Genomic DNA, 17,746 nt, shown 5'->3' with positions numbered 1-17,746 from the left:
TATTGGTGACGGAAAATATTTTTTCGGGCACTTGCGATGGTGAAAACCATTGATATATCAACATTTATAGAGGGAGGGAAGTAAATGTTGTTCGTTTATATATCGGAGACACTTTTATATCTGTGTTTCTCTTTATTAATCGGAACGTTCGTTATTGCATTAATTCCTGCAAGTAAAAGACCGCCAATAAATATAGGAAAACGATGGTTACAGGGTTCCATTTTGGGAATTGTTCTATTTTCAATGTTTCCTATTATCCGCCTTGTCCTTTACCTGTATGAAGATATTGGTCTGTTGTTAACAGTCCAAAATATACTGACGGATTTTGAAATAGGAAAGGCTTGGATATACACACTTTATGTATCGATTGTCTTTTATTTATATGTATCAATTTTCCCGGTACAAGTGAAAAGACTACATACATTCACGGCAATCATATTTACGATTGCCCTGGCATTATTGCTCGGGTGGGCAAGCCATTCAGCTTCTTTGACAGAATGGAGTGGGTTTGTAGTTCATTCCGTACACTTCTTGGCGGTTATAACATGGGTAGGCATTTTGCTCGTGGTGAGTTGGTTTTCATTTACCGCTGCTAATTGGTTATCATTTTTAAATTGGTACACACCTGTAGCTTTTGCCAGCCTTGCAGTGATAATTGTTTCAGGGATTTTTATGATGAACTTAGTGGTTGAGATCAATGATTATCCAAACTCCTGGATTGTACCGTATGGGCAGGCACTATTGATCAAACATTTAATTATAGTTCCTATATTGGTCTTTGCGCTTGTTAATGGCTTCATTATTAAAAGAAAGTTACATATTGGAATATCTATTAATCCACTGCCATGGGTTAGGTCAGAGAGTATATTCCTTTTATTGATTTTCTCGGCTACGGCTGTTTTGGGCCAGCAAGAACCTCCGCACAACATCGAATCGATGGTGACAAGCAATGGAATGTCAAAAGTATTTAACACCATTTATATGGGTCCAATCAACGCTCCTATAAATGCAGACTTGAATATCACCGTTCTAGGGTGCTTGTTCTTTTTGATTTCGCTTTGCTTTGCAACTCTTATCGGAGTAACTCTAAAGAAAAAAGCTTCAATTTTAGCGGTATTTTTGTTGAGCTTATTGCTAGCTTTTTCCTTGTATTTGGGAATGATGAATAGTGTGAGTTTTTAGTCAAGATAAAACATAAGTTGAGTGAAGAGATGAAGAATTAAAATATGAAATTTGCGGTGGTAATATAGCTTGTCACTGTGTCTTTAATTGCATTGACTGTTGTATGCCAGTCTCTTGGTTGATTTACAAAATCAAAATTTTTAATTGCGGAAACCAATTTTCTTATTAAAATTCAATTAAAATGTGGTGACTATCAAATATATTTGAGTTTAAGACTAGATAAAAAAGTTGTATTTTTTTAATACGCCCTTTATATTTATATATGAGCATATGTAGATATAATAAATTAATGTGGAGGTATGATGCAAAATGAAACATGATTTTAAAAAGGAAGAAAATTTCTTTGAAGGCGAATACCCTTTAGATGAGGAAACCCTTTTTGTGGTCTCTCAGACATTCAAGGCATTGAGCGACCCGACCCGTATTCGCATCTTAAATCTACTCTGTTCAGCTGAACATTCTGTCAATGAATTAGCCGAACAATTAGACTTGGGTCAATCCACTGTATCGCAACAATTGCGCTTCTTGAAACAACTGCGCTTAGTAAAGTACAGAAGAGCCGGCACGACTTTGTATTATTCTAAAGACGATGAACATATCATGAACCTTTTAAGACAGGCAATTGAGCATGCAACGCATCATTAAAAGCTCGTCTCCATGATAAAGAGGTAGTAATCTATAAAGATAAATTGAAGGAGGTATCGGAATGGGACACAATCATAGCCATGACCATACGCAGGGGAAAAATAAGAAAGTGTTGCTCATTTCATTTATCATCATCACCAGTTACATGATTATCGAAGCTGTTGGAGGTATCTTAACAAACAGCCTAGCACTTCTGGCCGACGCCGGACATATGCTGAGTGACTCCATTTCGCTCGCAATCGCCCTAATCGCTTTCAAATTGGCTGAAAGAGTAGCAAATCATAGTAAAACCTTTGGGTACAAGCGATTTGAAATCCTCGCCGCAACAATCAATGGCATTACGCTGATTGGTATAGCACTTTACATTTTTTATGAAGCCATTGGCAGGTTCGCTAATCCGCCTGAAGTCGCCACGACAGGTATGCTCATCATCAGTGTATTTGGCTTATTGATAAACATTCTGGTCGCTTGGATCCTGTTCCGCGGCGGAGATACACATGATAACTTGAATATGCGCGGGGCGTATCTGCACGTGTTAAGTGACATGCTAGGTTCTATTGGCGCGATTGCGGCCGCTCTACTCATAATGTTCTTTGGCTGGGGCTGGGCTGACCCCGCGGCCAGCGTCATCGTTGCAGCTCTCGTCCTGCGGAGTGGATATTTCGTAACTAAATCTTCTCTGCATGTGCTGATGGAAGGTGCCCCGCAGACTGTAAAGATTGAAGATATCATTCAAACCATCAAAAAAAACAAAGATGTTCAGGGTGTCCATGATCTACACGTCTGGACTATTACAAGTGGATTGAACGCCTTGTCTTGCCACATAGTAGTTGGCAATCATCTCACGCTTGTCGAAAGTGAACGCATATTGCATAGCATCGAACATGACCTTGAGCAACAAGGCATCAACCATGTGACGATTCAGATGGAAACAGATGCTCATAAGCACCATGATTCTATTCTCTGCACAGTGAAAAGTGAACCGTCTCATCATCATTAAGCTTAAAGATTGAAAGAATGCTGATAATTTTTGAGGCAAATCATCTTGGACTAGAAGTCTCATAAAACTAATTAGAAGAGAAATTGTCCTATTTAATCTGACAATTTCTCTTCTTTTTGCTCAATCAAGATTTAAAGGTCTGAGTAAAGAAATGAAGTAAAAAACATCATACGAGTGCAAGTTCGTAATCAGATGTTAGGAATGGAGGATCTTTTCTTAATATAGAGGTAGAGTCAGAAAAATGCAGATTTACAACGTTAAAGACAATCCAGTATAAAAGCCCAATTTCTCAAAGTTAATTATGAAATTTAGGTTTTTTCGATGTACTAGAAAAAAGTATCTTGGAAATTTTTTTTTTTTTAAAAAAATTCAACTAAACTACCTATTACTTCAATATTTGTTTCCGAAATTCTTTTGATGTCATGCCCTCTTGTCCTTTAAATTTTGTAGAAAAATTTGAGCTATCATTGTATCTCACTGCTAATCCGATTGTTGTAATTGAATAAGTATGCTTTTTTAGTAATTCTTTGGATTTATTGACTCTAACTTGATACAAATAACGTAAGGGAGTACTCCCTATTATATAAATTCCTATAAATTCCTTCATGAATAAACTTATTTATAAGAAATTACAAAACCTTTCCGTTATATATATTCATTATAGTACTTCTTACTAAAATAATCCCGACAAAAGAGTTACCAAGGGGTAGAGGTGTCAACTTCCATAATGATTTATATTCTCGAATAAGCAGCACTATTTGTAACAATATGTATAAAACAAACGAATATTTTCATACTTAAACATGATAGATTGACAGAGAAAATTTAATTTAGAGGTACTACCTGTGTAGGTATAAAAGGAGAAGATGAATTTATGCCACTGAACGAAGAAGTACTACAAGATAAAAGCCCTGATAGTAGCCTTGCTCTAATGCGTGAGGGGTATCTATTTATACAAAACAGGTTTGACCGTTATCAGTCCAATCTATTTGAAGCTCGCTTGCTGGGACAGAACGTTATTTGCATGAGTGGGAAAGAGGCGGTTAGGGTGTTTTACGATCCAGAACGGTTCCAACGAACCGGTGCTGCACCAAAACGGGTACAAAAAACGTTATTTGGCATGAACGCAGTCCAAGGAATGGATGGAGAAGTGCATATTCATCGGAAGCTGCTTTTTATGTCCTTGATGACCCCGCCGCACCAAAAACGGTTAGCGGCACTTGTGATGGAACAGTGGCAGGTAACTTTCAACAAATGGGAAAGCTCCGAGAAAGTTGTACTATTTGATGAAGCAACTGAAATTTTATTCCGTGTAGCATGCCATTGGTCTGGAGTTCCATTACAGGAAACTGAGGTTAAAGAACGGGCAAATGACTTCTCTGCAATGGTCGATGCCTTCGGAGCTGTTGGACCGCGTCACTGGAAAGGAAGAAGTGCAAGAACACGAGCAGAAGAGTGGATTAGACAGGCCATAGAAGACGTACGAGCTGGCAAGGTGATGACCGAGGAAGGTTCAGCCCTTCATGCTATGGCTTTTCACAAGGATCTCAATGGGAATCAATTGGATACCCAGATAGCTGCAGTTGAACTCATTAACGTGTTAAGGCCAATTGTTGCGATTGCAACCTTTATTACCTTTTCAGCTTTGGCACTGCATGAGTATCCAGAGCATAAAAAGAAACTGCAGTCCGGTGACAGTGATGATTTTGAAAGATTCGCACAAGAGGTTCGACGCTTCTACCCGTTTGGCCCTTTCGTTGGTGCAAGAGTACGAAAGGGTTTTCTCTGGAATCAATGTGAATTCAAAGAGGGGATGCTTGTACTGTTGGATATGTATGGTACAAATCACGACCCCATGCTTTGGGAATATTCAAATGAATTCCGGCCGGATCGGTTTAAGGAGTGGAAGGGAAGCTTATTTGATTTCATTCCCCAAGGTGGGGGTGACCCTGCCAAGGGACACCGTTGCCCAGGCGAGGGTATTACCGTCGAAGTTATGAAAGCGACTCTGGAATTCCTTACCATAAAAATTGAGTTTGATGTCCCCAATCAGGATTTAAGCTACAGTCTAGTAAAAATGCCTACATTGCCTGTAAGCGGATTTGAAATGAGGAATATTAGATGGAAATGATAATTCAAAAAAATAGCCTATAAATTTCACTTGCTTCTTTTTTTATAATCTTATTTTTAATTATTTGGTTTAAACCATTTGAAATCATCCGTATGATGACTTGGCTTAAGAATGTTACTTAACAAGTGGTGAGCGTTTGGGCGACTGCACTAGAGCGACTAGAAGTTCATGAAGTCGCTCTACGTGTCGCTTCGTCCTAAAAAAGCCGATAATCACAGGCTGTATCCTTTCGGACCGCCTATAGATTCCTGTCTTTTTCTTCACGGACGAACGAGTCGGAAATCCAAGAGCATGCAAATCGGAGGGTAGCCACCAGCTGGCTACCCTTTCTTGTCGTTATTTTTTGCTTTTGGCCACCGGAGCGTACACATCCACAGCCTGTCTAAGGACCAAATACGGACAGATTCCACGGCTTCGCCCTATCCCTATTTCGTCCCAAGACAGGAGAGTCCAGTTCAAGGGGCGAAAAACTTTTTATACCGGCTGCGCTAAAAACTTTTGCGCTGAGACCCTTGACCGGTCCTCTATGTGATGTATCCGTCCTCCTTACCAAAAGGCAAAAAATAATCCCTTTTGGGACCACTTCCGCCCGGCGGACCAAAATTGAAAGGGAGCGATACACATGCAATTAGAAAAAATCATTGAAATCACACGAATCAAACAGGAAATCAAAGAGGTCGAGGAGACGTACAAAGACATCTTACCGGAGAGAATTAAAGGCTCTACAGACGCACTCGATTTTGCACAGGCACTCATAGGAGATGATGACCGTGAGGTGTTCCTCGTCATGTGTCTCAACATCAAGAACGAGATTACAGTCGTCCACCGCTGTCACATAGGCGCATTAGGAGCTAGCATCGTGCATCCACGAGAAGTCTTCAAGTCAGCTATCATGAGTAACGCCCACAGCATCATCGTCGCCCACAACCATCCATCCGGTAACTGCCAGCATTCTCCGGAAGACGTCAAAGTCAGCGAACGGTTGATAAAGGTCGGTGAAATATTAAATATCGAAGTTCTCGACTCGTTGATAGTAAGCCATCAAGACGCTGTTTCTTTAAAAGAACTCAGAGTCATCTGAAAAAGCCCTCCTCTGAGGGCTTCTCAGAGGAGTTTAGATGTACACTTCACCATAAAACAAAAAGTAAAGACCTCAGAATGCGAATCTCAGCATAGAAGATTCACATTCTGAGGTAAATACGATCGAATTTCTAAAGTTCAAGGTAGACGAAGCATCTAGAACGAGGGTGCCTCTACATAGATGCTTCGCCTTGATCGTCTAAGAGCATGGACTGGATTTTTCGGGTCCATGCTAGCCTTCCGTCTAACTCCCCTCTTAATCCAACTAAAAAACTTGAACCCCAATTTTAAAGTCAAATCGATTCTGTAAAACTTTTTCGTCACTTAAAGATACAGGATAGCTTGCTTTTCCATAAAATCTTGATTGATAAATTCAATTAAGCATTTCAAAATGAGGGTCAGTTCTTGATATCTCCGTAAAACACTTTGGGCGACTGCACTAGAGCGCCTAAAACTTCATGAAGTCGCTCTACGTGTCGCTTCGTCCTAAAAAAGCCGATAATCACAGGCTGTATCTTAAAGGACAGCCTGTAGATTCCTGTCTTTTTCTTCACGGACGAACGAGTCGGAAACACAAGAGCATGCAAATCGGAGGGTAGCCAACAGCTGGCTACCCTTTCTTGTCGTTATTTTTTGCTTTTGGGACTACTTCCGCCCGGCGGACCAAAATTGAAAGAGAGCGATACACATGCATTTTGAAAAAATCATTGAAATTACACGGATTAAACAGGAAATCAAAGAAATCGAAGAGTCGTATAAGAGTTACCTACCGGAGAAGATAACGGAACCCATAGATGCCATCAAATTTGTTCAGGCACTCATAGGAGATGAAGACCGTGAGGTGTTCCTGGTCATTTGTTTAAATGAAAAGAACCAAATCATTACGGTGCATCGCTGTCATACAGGGTCTTTAGGTGCCAGCATCGTCCATCCTCGGGAAGTTTTCAAGACAGCAATCATGAACAATTCTCACAGCATCATCGTTGCCCATAACCATCCTTCAGGTCACTGTCAATGTTCACCGGAAGACGTTACTGTGAGTGAGAAATTGATTGAGATAGGACAAATCTTAAATATCGAGGTCTTGGATTCTTTGATTGTTAGCCATAAAAACGGAGTCTCATTGAAAAAACAGATGTACATCTGATAAACCCTCTCCGAAGGGTTTTCACTTCTTCAAATTCAATTTCAGTTAGCCAAATACTTAGAGCTCATTCCTATAAAAACCACCATTCGAAAGACTGGAAATGATATTCTAAAGAGAAGAGTAGATACAGCGAAGAGCATCAACCGAATAGATATATGAAAGGGGCCCTATACATTGTCATTATTTACAGAAAGCCATCACGTATCGTATAACGAAACACTGCAAAAACTTAGCTCTTATCAACAGAGGAGCCATGAATACCAGACGTTAATCTATGTCCTTACTGGTAATGACGAACTTGTCAAAAAAGCGCTTCCTTACTTAAACGATGGTGGGTTCAGTTCAGATAGATGCTTTAAAGAACAGGATTTCTCAAGGGGCACGGCAAGTCTATTGAAGCTTGCAGTCCATCTATATAATGCGAATGAAGACTGTACACCACTTGAACTAGTAGAAAATCTTGATTCAGACTCTTTCCAACTGGCGATGAATGCTGTGTATCTAAGAAAGTATGGATTGAATTAAAAAATATAAATTTAATAAAAGCGAGGACATAGGTATAAAACTTAGCCTCATTAGCTAAATAAGAAAAAGTAAAACCGCGTAGAATCAAGATTCTAAAAATTTGATTTTACGCGGTTTAATCATTTTATTTCGTTTGTCCCAGCCTCTTTTAATCTACCTGACCTATAAAATTAAAAGTCTCGACTTAATGACTCTTTTCGAAATCTACTTTTTCAATGTTCAAATCCCTAACTGATTATGAAGGAAACCACACTCATTTTTAGTCATGAGTGTTCAGATCCTATCAGAAGAGGAGTCTCTCACTAATAGTTCATTCTTTTTCGTCGATTTCTAACTGTCCTGTCTCTTGGTTGTAGAAGCGATATAGGTTTCTATTTATAAGAATGTCTGAATAGAAAAACCCCTGATCTGCCGTATCTACTTTTCTTCACTAGAAGGGCCATCATAGAAGATATATTCCTAAAAACAGATATTTACTATTTCACAGAAGGACTGTTCACTCCTCCTATCAGGTCTATTTACATAAAGAAACTCTAGAATTAAGGTGCAACAAAGCTAATCTCCTATTTAGTTGATGTATAATCAGTCTACCTATTTCAACCCAAGATGTTCCCTTAGTGTTTTTCCCTCGTACTGTTTTCTGAAAATCTCTCTTTTCTGCATTTCGGGAACAACTAATTCAACGAAGTCCTCTAAGCTCTCAGGTAGCGTAGGAGGCATGAGATTAAATCCATCTGCCACGCCTTTGTCTAGCCACATCTCCATCTGATCAACAATCTCTTCAGGTGTTCCGATTAAGGTGAAGTGCCCTCCACCTGCACTAAGAAATCCTAATAATTCCTTCACCGTAGGATTAGTATCATGAATAATTTCAAGTATTGTCTCATACCGACCTACGGGACCATTAAATTGTTCTAAAGGTGGTAGTGGAGGCACTTTTAAATCGATTTCCCAGTCCGTACAATCCATCTGGAGAAAATAGCTCAGTTGTTTTAACGCTGTCTCTAGAGGCAACATTTCATCTAATGCTTGCTTTTTAGCCAGAGCTTCTTCACGGGTCTTTCCTACATATGTAACAAGCCCTGGAAAAACTTTAATTTGCCGATTGCACTCTCCATTTTGCTTGATGGCCTCATCTAACTTTCGACGATATTTCATAGCCTGACTTATATTCCAAGATACTGAATAGACTGCCTCCGCATGTTTGGCAGCTAGTTGAATACCTTGCTTTGAGGCCCCTGCTTGCATGGACACCGGTTTTCCTTGAGGACTCTTTGGTGTCGTTGATGGACCCCTCACATTAAAAAATTCTCCTTTGTGATTGATAGGGCAAATATTATCAGGGTTGATTACCTGACGTCGCACTCGATCAGCGAGAACCTCTTTTTTATCCCAAGACAAGAAGAGTTTATGCATCAATTCTGCGAATTCATCTGCCTTCTTATATCTCTCTTCGTGGGATAGAAGACTCTCCATACTGTGATTCCATGCTTCTTCATCTCTCATAGATGTCACTAGGTTCCAACCTACTCTTCCATTTGTAATATGTTCTAGGCTCAACAACTGTCTTGAAGCTGTAAAAGGATTTGAAAAAGTACTTGAGATGGTTGAGACGAGTCCTACATATTTTGTCACCTGAGAAATAGCTGTCAAATTGATTAATGGGTCGAACCAAAATGCCGGTATTTCATTTGGTTCTTGTGCCAGGAAAGATTGACTGTCTGCGAAGAAGACAGCGTCAAAGCACCCTTTTTCAGCTAACTGCGCCAAGGATTGATAATATTCTATCTCCCCTACCCGGTTGACACTTGAGTTCGGCATCAACCACGCAGCCTGATGATGTCCACACCCATAAACCAAAACCCCTATATTAAGTTGATTCTTTTGAATAACCGTCATTACTCTTCCCCCTAAGACTAGACCAATATTATTATGCCTTCCTATCTTACATATGGAGGTAATACTACATTTAGTTCATCGTTAGTCCACCATCTACTGTGAAATTTTGCCCTGTGATACCTTCTGCCTCTTTAGATGAGAGATAAACGACCAAATGGGCCACCTGTTCCGGAGTTGTCACTTTTCTCAAGGGTGTAGAATTAGCAATCAGTTCAAAGACCTCTTGAGACGTTACTGAACTGGCATCAGTCACCTTCAACAAACCACCTGATACGACATTTGCTTTAATTCCGTATTGTCCCAGTTCAGAAGCTATATTGCGTGTAAAACCTATAAGTCCTGCTTTTGCAGTTGTATACTCGTGGTAGGGGACTACTGGATTTTGGTAGAGATTCGTACCAATACTGATGATACTTCCATTTTGTCTCTCCATGAATTGGGGTAAGACACTTTGAGTCACATTGAAGGCCGCTTTTAATGTTCCGTCCAGCTGTTTTTGATAATCTTTCCATGAAAGATCTATAAAAGACTTTTGTTGTATCGGATCGAATTTGAAATCTACCAATGCATTATTGACCACCACATCAATTTGACCAAAATAGTCGGTCGCCACTTTCACCATCTCATCCACTTCTTGGCGATTTGTCACATCAGCATATAGAGCTATAGCATTTTGTTCACCGAGCTCCGAAGCAAGTCCTTCTGCCTTCTCTTTACTTTTGTAATAGTTAATCACTACATTAAACCCTTTTTCAACTAAAGCTTTTGCTATCGTAGCACCAAGACCCTTGCTACTTCCTGTCACCAAAACTGTTCTTTTCATGTCACCACTCCTATACTTTTAGTTGCAATCGCAAGGACAAATAAAAAAGTGAAAGATAGTATCCCTGCACTCCCTTTAGTCTTTCCAATAAATCTAACTCTTCCGTACCAACTTCAGATGAATATCATTCTGAATAGTACTATCAAATTTGCAACGACCTGATTTGTAATGCATTGTACAATTGGCGCTCTTTCACGAACAGAGAGTTGCATTAGTATCCCTCCGCACTCGGTTGCTTCTTTGAACTCTTGTACAATGACCCATGCCTATTACCCCTTTCTTGAACGCAAAAAACCGCCTCCTGAAGATAGGAGGCGGCGAAAGACCTGTTAAATAGAAAGTATAAAGGGTTCGCACACTTCCCTCCGCTGGTATGACCCAGATCAGGTTCAAAGGGTCCGGACTATTGTCCGTCTCAGCCAATTCGGCTCCCCTAGTGTATTTAGGTATTTTGTTTTCACGACCACTATAACAAATACTAATTTTTATGTAAAGCCTGGTATCTACTGTCTACAGAGGTTGTGCAGGAAGTAACCCTTGTCTTACGAGGGTTTCGTACTAGATGTTTTAATTATAAGATTATAAGATACCTATTAACTTGTATGATATTTTAAATGAGCTCTGATTTATAGGAATTGCTCTTCTTATTTTTCCCCTCCCTAAAACCACACCGGGCTGTTTTTTTATCCTTGAATTAGAGTGTGATAAAAATATTGACTATAATATCAAATGGCCACTATTTATTTTTGATAGAGAAAAAGAAAGATCTTAGAATTAAACATAATTAAAAACGTTCATAAAAGTAGACTTTTACGGACGGCCTGAAACAGCTAAAAACAATCTACAATCGAGTTCCCAGGGAAGATTTCAATGAACGAGTATACTTCTTTCTGAATTCTTCCCTGGGAGCAATTTCTTTCTCTTTCCGAAACTTCTAGCCTCCTAATTCGTAAAGAAGAATCAAGAGGTGATTTCGTATGAAGAAAAACTGGATACTATCTCTAGTAGTGACTTTGACACTTATCGGTCTGTTTCCTTTGCAAGCATTAGCCATCGACTTTGAAATTGAAACGGTGCGGATCGATGCACAGCTGAATGAAGACGGTTCTGCTTCTGTTACAGAGCGCTTCACGTATGCGTTCGAAGAAGATTTCAACGGCATTACGAGAAGCTTGATCGAAAAAGAAGGGACTGCAATTGAAGAATTTCAAGCGTTTGAAAATGGGAAAGCACTCCGAACGGAATTTGTAGACGGGATGTACCGCGTCTACCGCGCTGGTGATGACGGCGACACCGTGACAATCGATTTAAGTTATACAATTACAGATGTTGTAGAAAAGTTTGAAGATGGGGCTCAGTTCTACTATGCCTTCTTTGACGAAAGCAATGAGAGCGCCTATCAAGATCTGACGATTTCCGTGACGCCACCGGGGCCATCTACCAACACAGAAGCACTGGGATATGAAGAAGCATTTGGTTCTCAGACGGTTACCGAAGACGGGACTGCATTGTATGAGATCGGTTTAGTTGATGAAGGGGAAAATGGCGATGTCCGTGCAATTTTTGATGCAGAGCTATTCCCTGTCCTCTCGACTTTAAATGGTACGGTCCGAGATGACATGGCAGAAAACATTCGCATGCAAGAGCAAGCCGCGGTGTTCTCAGAGAACCAACAAACGGCAAGTACGATTGCAAAACCAGCTGTCACGGGAGGAGGAACACTTCTACTGCTGTCGGTGCTAGTCCTTTGGTTGCGTGCAGCACGACGTAAAAAATCGGTCCAAAGTGATGCTTCAGGTTTCACTGTGCCCGCAGAGACGATGAGTATTCCGGCAACCTTATATTTCACTCACTCAGCTTTCTTATCACCGCACGTGACCGTGGCTGCCATTCTAGACATGTTACGAAAAGGAAACTTACGTCAAGTATCTGAAGACCAATTTGAGCTGGTAGACCGGAAGACGCAGTATGCGCATGAAGAGACCTTGCTCAAGCTCCTCGTCGACCGTATCGGTAATGGTACAGAGTTCACACTGACTCAAGTTAAAGAGTTTACACAGAAGACCATCTACCACGCCGAATACAATGAAGCCATCGCTAAATGGAACAAGGGTGTCCGAGCTGAAGTGCTTTCTCACCACTTTTACGAGAAGCACCCTACTCTTCGCTGGATTGCTGGTATCTCATCTGCGGCATTTGTTGGACTGGCCGTCTATACAGCGATCTACGATTTGTTGCCTTGGACGTTCGGATCCGTGATGCTAGCAATGGGCACGTTGTTATTAGCCATCTTCTACTCTCCTCTCACTCGAGAAGGACACGAGATTCGCTCCCAGTGGCGAACCTTGAAAAAAGAGTTTCCTACGGTAACAGAAGAACAGTGGAAATCCTTAACGGAAGACGAGCGAAAACGCGCCTATGCTTATTTACTCGGTAGTGATTCCAAAACAGCTACTAAACAAGCTACTACTTTCCATGCCGCGACATCTTCATCAGATGATAGCAGTTTTGTAATGAATCCTGTCTTTCTCACCACCATTTTTGTAGCCGCAAATACATCAACTAGCGCCAGCGCTAGTGGAGGAGCAACTTCTGGCGGTGGTGCAGGAGTTGGTGGCGGTGGAGGCGGATCAGGCGCCTTTTAAATTTCAGACCAGATAGTCCTCGCTATACGGCGAGGGCTATTTTCATTCTCGACGACAGCACAAATTTTGGTATACTTGACATACTTCCTACATACAAAACGGAAACGAGTGATGTCTAATGAAACTCTCTCTAAAATTTTGGATTATTTTTATAACCACTCTAACCATGGTCATCACACTTACGGTCATTTTTGTTACAGAACACTACGTCAGCAGAGAAACACTGACAGAGGCCGTTCTAGAACTGAATTACTCCAACGCACGAAAATTGAGCGCTTTAACTAACGATAGTTTTATCATGATGCAAGATACCTTACATGCGCACCACGATAAAATTTTAGAAAACTGGGATGATCCTCAAATGCTTAAGGAGATCGTTCAAGATGTTCATGACTCAAACTTCAACTTCAACTCTGTCACTATTATCAATGCAGATGGGACAGGGCGTGCCAATCATCCCGAATTGAATTTGATCGGCAAGTTTGTAAATTCTGATGGCGTAAAAACGGGCATCGAACTTCAAGAAGATTTTATTTCTGAACCCTACATAGGAACCAATGATAAATTGATGCTCATCGTATCCACAGCCCTTTATCAAGATGGCAAATATTACGGAATGCTCAATGGCCTCGTGTGGTTACAAGAACGGAACTTTTTGACACGACTCCTTGAACAAACTTACGGCAGCGATGTAGAACAGGCTGCTGTTTATGACAGAAATGGCAATTACATCTACCATAGAAACTCTGCGTGGATTGGAACAAAAGCGCATGAAAACCAAGCTACTCGCGACTTAGCTAAAGGACTCTCAGGAAAAGGCATTATAGAGGATCGTTCGGGGGAGACTTTCTATGCGGGATACACAAAAGTACCCGAAAGTGGCTGGGGTATAATTTCAATGACTCCTGAAGAATTAGCACTTGCTCCTGCTTCTCTTTCCGCAAACCGCGCTTTACTTATTGGGTTACCATTCATTATAGGTACCTTTTTATTGTTAATTGGATTAATCTTGTTCATCACAAGACCCTTAAATCGTCTCTCGGCAGTTGATTATTCGAAGCCTATAGGAGAAATCATTGTAGAGGCTAAGTCCATCCAGTCTCCCTATAGAGAGGCAGAAAATATTAAACAAATGATCCTGTCTTTTGCTCAGAATCAGCAACATCTTGTAACGGAACTTGAAACATTGGCTGTTACTGACCCCATGACTGGCCTTGCTAATCGTCGGCAATTTAATCATATGGTGACAATGATTAAAGAAAACAATGCAATCTTTGGTTTCATCATCCTTGATATCGATCGCTTCAAATCAATCAATGATACATATGGCCATCTGATTGGCGATCAAGTGATCATCAAGCTAGCGGACATTCTAAAGTCCTTAGCTCCAACTGCCAGTTTACCTGTAAGACTTGGCGGAGAAGAATTTGGTTTTGTGCTTCAAGATACTTCTATGGAGGGTGTTTATGCGCTAGCAGAGCGGATTCGAAGAGAAGTGGAACATGCAGACTTCCCTGTACCGCAAGCCGTCACGGTATCTATTGGGGCAGGGTATCTCGATTGCGACCGTTGTGACTTGAATACCTTCTTCAATGCTGTAGATGAGCAACTCTATAAAGCAAAAGAAGGCGGAAGAAATCGGGTGGAGACGGTCTCTTTCATAAATGGGGTTCGCCAAGACTCCAAATAGCAACAGCCCTCAGACTCTAGTAGTCGAGGGCTGTTTTGTAGTTGGACACCATCACTCTTCGCTGGATGGTTTTTAGCTATCTCTCTTGATCCTTGTCTTTAAAATTATCGGCGAAGTTCTTTAAGAATTCGACATTCAACTCAATATTGTTCTCATAGGCATATTTGATCCCGTAGCCAAGCGCTAGCGTCATAGAAGCAGCAACTCCGCCTCCAATAGCAGCGCCTGCGCCAGGCACTACTTTGACAGCTTGACGGAAGATACTCTTGCCGATATTCCCCGTGAATGTGGCGATTGCTAACTCACGTGCTCGCTGTTTCGAAATAGGTTTATCGTAAAGAGTCGCAAGTCTCACCATCATCCCTACCTGAAGCCCTGTAAGAGGCACGATATCGGCTCCTGGTAGAGGAACCGCTCCAACCACTCCTGCCGAAGCTGATGTGGCGAGGATCCATCGGTTAGCGACCGCGGATTTTGCTTTTAATTCTTTGGCGAAGAGTAGGTCCTTTTTTTTCGTCTGTAAAATATCTAAGATGGCATCGCGAAGCTGCTGCATGTTCTCTCCTGTACGAGACGAGATTGGAATCACTTTGAACTCGTTTCCTGTATTCGTCTTGATATAGTGAACAAGTCCTGGAATGTCATCTGCAGCATCGATTTTATTTAAAACGAGCAGGATTTCTTTATTCGTTTTTCTTACTTCTCGAAGCGACTTCTTCTCACCTTCTGATAAGACCGTTCCTGCTGCGTTCAAAAAGAACAGAATGACGTCCGCTTCTTTATAGTATTTCAGTGTCTCCGCAGAGTTCTCCCGGTTGATGTCATCTAAGCCTGGTGTATCTACAAAGGCAATCTTCTCTTTGTAGACATACTTTTTGATAGCGGTCGTCTCGCCTGGTTGCGCTCCGACAGACGCTACGTCTTCTCCCATAATCTGATTCACCGTAGAAGATTTCCCTGCATTGACGTCCCCGATCAAGACGAAGAGGATTTCGCTATCCAGCTGCTCTTGAACGTCTCGTAACTCTTTATCATACAGGTCATTGAATTCTTGTTCGTTAAACTTCATCATCCTACCCCTTCCTCTAGTCCACTTCGTAATCCAGTGGATGTTCTTACTTGTTTTACGTAGAGCAGAGGAAAAGGTTCCCTGATAGTGCTTTACTGTACTTTTTGTAGCAGCTCTGTTGAGTTGAAATGATACTTTACTCTCTTTTCGCCTTCTAAAAGAGTTGTCTCGATGAACACGTCTCCTCTAGGAACATCTAAATTATACGTAAACACCGAATCTGGAAAAGGATCTCTTCGGATTTCTGACTGAAGTATGGCGCTTTGGAAGGCACCGTCTTCGAATCGTATCACTTGGACGCCTTCGTCATCTAGTAGCCATTCCTCTGTACCATCTCCATCTAAATCAAATTGACTGGCACTTCCCACTTCTGGACTGGTTCCAACAAAATGAATCCTTTCATCCATAAACAAAGCGCCTATGAGGCCGTATCCTTCCGCCTGGAGCATATATGCCGTTTCCCCCGTATCTTGCACCATAAAGGGTTGAACATCGAGAGACCCTACTTCAGGAACCGACAAGCGCGTTAAGTAATACGATTTCTCATCAGTTGCAAAGACAACGTCAAACTCCCCATCTTGAAATGCAGCAATCGAGACGGTCCCCTCTTCACCTACAGATGCCTGTTGTTCAATAAGATCCGGATGAAAAGAAATCTCTTGAACCGTCGGAATTTCCTCGTAATTTAAAGTGACCGTTTCTGGAAATGTGAAAGGTGTGTACTCGGGATATTCTCCGTAGAAATCTTCCGATACGGTCATCTGTATCCCGTCTCCTCGATCAACTGTATAAGTCTTGAGAACTTCATTCGATGCGTCTTTGTAGGCAAATGCTGCGACAAGGAACGTGACAGGTTCCCCTTGGCTTTCTGTTACGGAAATCAAACGAAAGGTGTCCAAATCGATGGTTTGGTACTTCTCAAACACTTCTTTTGGGGAAGCGACAAGGTCTGTTGTAGAGACAGCCTCAAAGCTTGCGTAATCCTCGTTTTCGATAGATTTTAAATAGGTGATAAACGCGTTTTCAACTTGTGGATCTTCAATCGCGTTTGAAATGGCTTCGTAATTAAAAGCAGCGACTTCAGGTTGGACAGGTTGGGTTTCTGTATTCCATAAGATAAATGCGAAGAGTGCAATTGCGAAAGTCACCACGCTAGGAATCAGAACTTTCGATAGGCTTCGCTTTTCTTTATTTGGTTTATAGTGTGGACGAATCATTTGATGAAGGACCTCTTCAGTCAACCAAGGTTCCTCACCAATCGCTTTTTCAATACTCGTTTTGATAGAAGAATCGCGCATCGTATCCACCCCTTTCCAAGTTCAGCTTCAGTTGCTTGCGTCCACGTTGCATCCTAGTCTTCACTGTATTTTCGGAAACGTTCAATAACTCTGCGATTTCTCGCATAGAAAGTTCTTTATAGTAATAGAATACGAGCACTTCGCGGTACTTGATTGGTAGTGCCAGCACTTGGTTGCCTAGTATGGCATTGTCTTCTGATAGTTCACGCGATGGTCTGCCGCTGGAAGCTCCTTGAAACGGCTCCATCAGAATCGTTTTGCGGTAGTGCCAGCTTCTCAAATAGTCTTTGCACCGGTTCATAACCATTCGGTACAAGTAGGTCTTATAGTGGCTATCGCCTCGAAAATCAGTTTGTTTTACAAAGGCTTTTAAGAAGACGTCTTGAACAAGATCTTCTGCGGTCTGTCTGTTCTTGACATACGTATAAGCAAGCCGAAGCAACTCTTCTCCGTGCTGCCGAATGGTTTGTTCTAAATCCGTTTGGGTGTTCAAAGCTTCACCTCTTTTTTCACTTGTTTCTGATTAGACGATACATGTCTCACTCTCGGTTCAAAAATTACATTGTGACTTTCGATTTCCTACCGTATACTCTAATTACAAGTATTTACATA

At 41.3% G+C, this 17,746-nt stretch carries 15 protein-coding genes and 1 riboswitch; of the genes, 9 read left to right on the top strand and 6 right to left on the bottom strand.

Annotated features, from left to right (window positions below; all coding sequences use genetic code 11):
- The first annotated feature begins 84 nt into the window (after positions 1–84).
- The 3 genes from CF394_RS05175 to CF394_RS05165 all read left to right on the top strand — a co-directional run bounded on the left by CF394_RS05175 (position 85) and on the right by CF394_RS05165 (position 2,827).
- A complete protein-coding gene (locus tag CF394_RS05175; RefSeq protein WP_094942175.1) occupies positions 85–1,182 on the top strand; it encodes a CopD family protein in 1,098 nt (365 codons plus the stop codon).
- Between the two features lie 309 nt (positions 1,183–1,491).
- Entirely contained in the window at positions 1,492–1,827 is a 336-nt protein-coding gene (locus tag CF394_RS05170; RefSeq protein WP_094942174.1) for an ArsR/SmtB family transcription factor, read from the top strand.
- 61 nt (positions 1,828–1,888) lie between these two features.
- Complete coding sequence (locus CF394_RS05165) at positions 1,889–2,827, top strand: cation diffusion facilitator family transporter (RefSeq protein WP_094942173.1); 939 nt, start codon at positions 1,889–1,891, stop codon at positions 2,825–2,827.
- 385 nt (positions 2,828–3,212) lie between these two features.
- Here CF394_RS05165 and CF394_RS16265 read toward each other — a convergent pair whose 3' ends face one another.
- Positions 3,213–3,434, bottom strand: coding sequence for a helix-turn-helix domain-containing protein (locus tag CF394_RS16265; protein ID WP_094942172.1), 222 nt, complete (start codon positions 3,432–3,434; stop codon positions 3,213–3,215).
- Between the two features lie 267 nt (positions 3,435–3,701).
- On the opposite strand from CF394_RS16265, the gene cypC reads away from it, so the two are divergent.
- The 4 genes from cypC to CF394_RS05140 all read left to right on the top strand — a co-directional run bounded on the left by cypC (position 3,702) and on the right by CF394_RS05140 (position 7,710).
- On the top strand, positions 3,702–4,958 hold the full coding sequence (gene cypC, locus CF394_RS05155) for a CYP152 family fatty-acid peroxygenase CypC (RefSeq protein WP_094942171.1): 1,257 nt from the start codon (positions 3,702–3,704) through the stop codon (positions 4,956–4,958).
- A gap of 622 nt (positions 4,959–5,580) precedes the next feature.
- Entirely contained in the window at positions 5,581–6,039 is a 459-nt protein-coding gene (locus tag CF394_RS05150; protein WP_094942170.1) for a JAB domain-containing protein, read from the top strand.
- A 687-nt stretch (positions 6,040–6,726) separates the two neighbouring features.
- Positions 6,727–7,185: a JAB domain-containing protein gene (locus CF394_RS05145; RefSeq protein ID WP_094942169.1), complete on the top strand. Its 459-nt coding sequence runs from the start codon at positions 6,727–6,729 to the stop codon at positions 7,183–7,185.
- 174 nt (positions 7,186–7,359) lie between these two features.
- A complete protein-coding gene (locus tag CF394_RS05140) occupies positions 7,360–7,710 on the top strand; it encodes a DUF6075 family protein (protein WP_094942168.1) in 351 nt (116 codons plus the stop codon).
- Positions 7,711–8,301: 591 nt separating this feature from the next.
- Here CF394_RS05140 and CF394_RS05135 read toward each other — a convergent pair.
- Both CF394_RS05135 and CF394_RS05130 read right to left on the bottom strand, forming a co-directional pair.
- Positions 8,302–9,609 (bottom strand): LLM class flavin-dependent oxidoreductase, encoded by a 1,308-nt coding sequence (locus CF394_RS05135; RefSeq protein ID WP_094942167.1) that lies wholly within the window; start codon positions 9,607–9,609, stop codon positions 8,302–8,304.
- A gap of 70 nt (positions 9,610–9,679) precedes the next feature.
- Complete coding sequence (locus CF394_RS05130; protein WP_094942166.1) at positions 9,680–10,432, bottom strand: 3-oxoacyl-ACP reductase; 753 nt, start codon at positions 10,430–10,432, stop codon at positions 9,680–9,682.
- A gap of 343 nt (positions 10,433–10,775) precedes the next feature.
- Positions 10,776–10,877, bottom strand: a riboswitch (TPP riboswitch).
- Positions 10,878–11,409: 532 nt separating this feature from the next.
- Here CF394_RS05130 and CF394_RS05125 point away from each other — a divergent pair.
- Together CF394_RS05125 and CF394_RS05120 are read left to right on the top strand one after the other, a co-directional pair.
- Positions 11,410–13,077 carry a DUF2207 domain-containing protein gene (locus CF394_RS05125; RefSeq protein WP_094942165.1) on the top strand — a complete coding sequence of 556 codons (1,668 nt, stop codon included), beginning with the start codon at positions 11,410–11,412 and terminating at the stop codon, positions 13,075–13,077.
- A gap of 118 nt (positions 13,078–13,195) precedes the next feature.
- Positions 13,196–14,767, top strand: coding sequence for a sensor domain-containing diguanylate cyclase (locus CF394_RS05120; RefSeq protein WP_094942164.1), 1,572 nt, complete (start codon positions 13,196–13,198; stop codon positions 14,765–14,767).
- A gap of 76 nt (positions 14,768–14,843) precedes the next feature.
- On the opposite strand, the gene CF394_RS05115 is transcribed toward CF394_RS05120, so the two are convergent.
- The 3 genes from CF394_RS05115 to CF394_RS05105 form a co-directional block, all read right to left on the bottom strand.
- Positions 14,844–15,839, bottom strand: coding sequence for a GTPase (locus CF394_RS05115; protein WP_094942163.1), 996 nt, complete (start codon positions 15,837–15,839; stop codon positions 14,844–14,846).
- Positions 15,840–15,928: 89 nt separating this feature from the next.
- Entirely contained in the window at positions 15,929–17,134 is a 1,206-nt protein-coding gene (locus tag CF394_RS05110) for a hypothetical protein (RefSeq protein ID WP_094942162.1), read from the bottom strand.
- Positions 17,103–17,627 carry a sigma-70 family RNA polymerase sigma factor gene (locus CF394_RS05105; RefSeq protein ID WP_094942161.1) on the bottom strand — a complete coding sequence of 175 codons (525 nt, stop codon included), beginning with the start codon at positions 17,625–17,627 and terminating at the stop codon, positions 17,103–17,105. Before CF394_RS05105 ends, CF394_RS05110 begins: the two co-directional genes overlap by 32 nt.
- Positions 17,628–17,746 lie beyond the last annotated feature (119 nt).

The sequence above is a fragment of the Tetzosporium hominis genome, assembly GCF_002265435.1.
Lineage (GTDB): Bacteria > Bacillota > Bacilli > Bacillales_A > Planococcaceae > Chryseomicrobium > Chryseomicrobium hominis.
The sequence above is the reverse complement of the archived record's forward strand: the minus strand, read 5'-3'. Positions and strand labels throughout refer to the sequence as shown.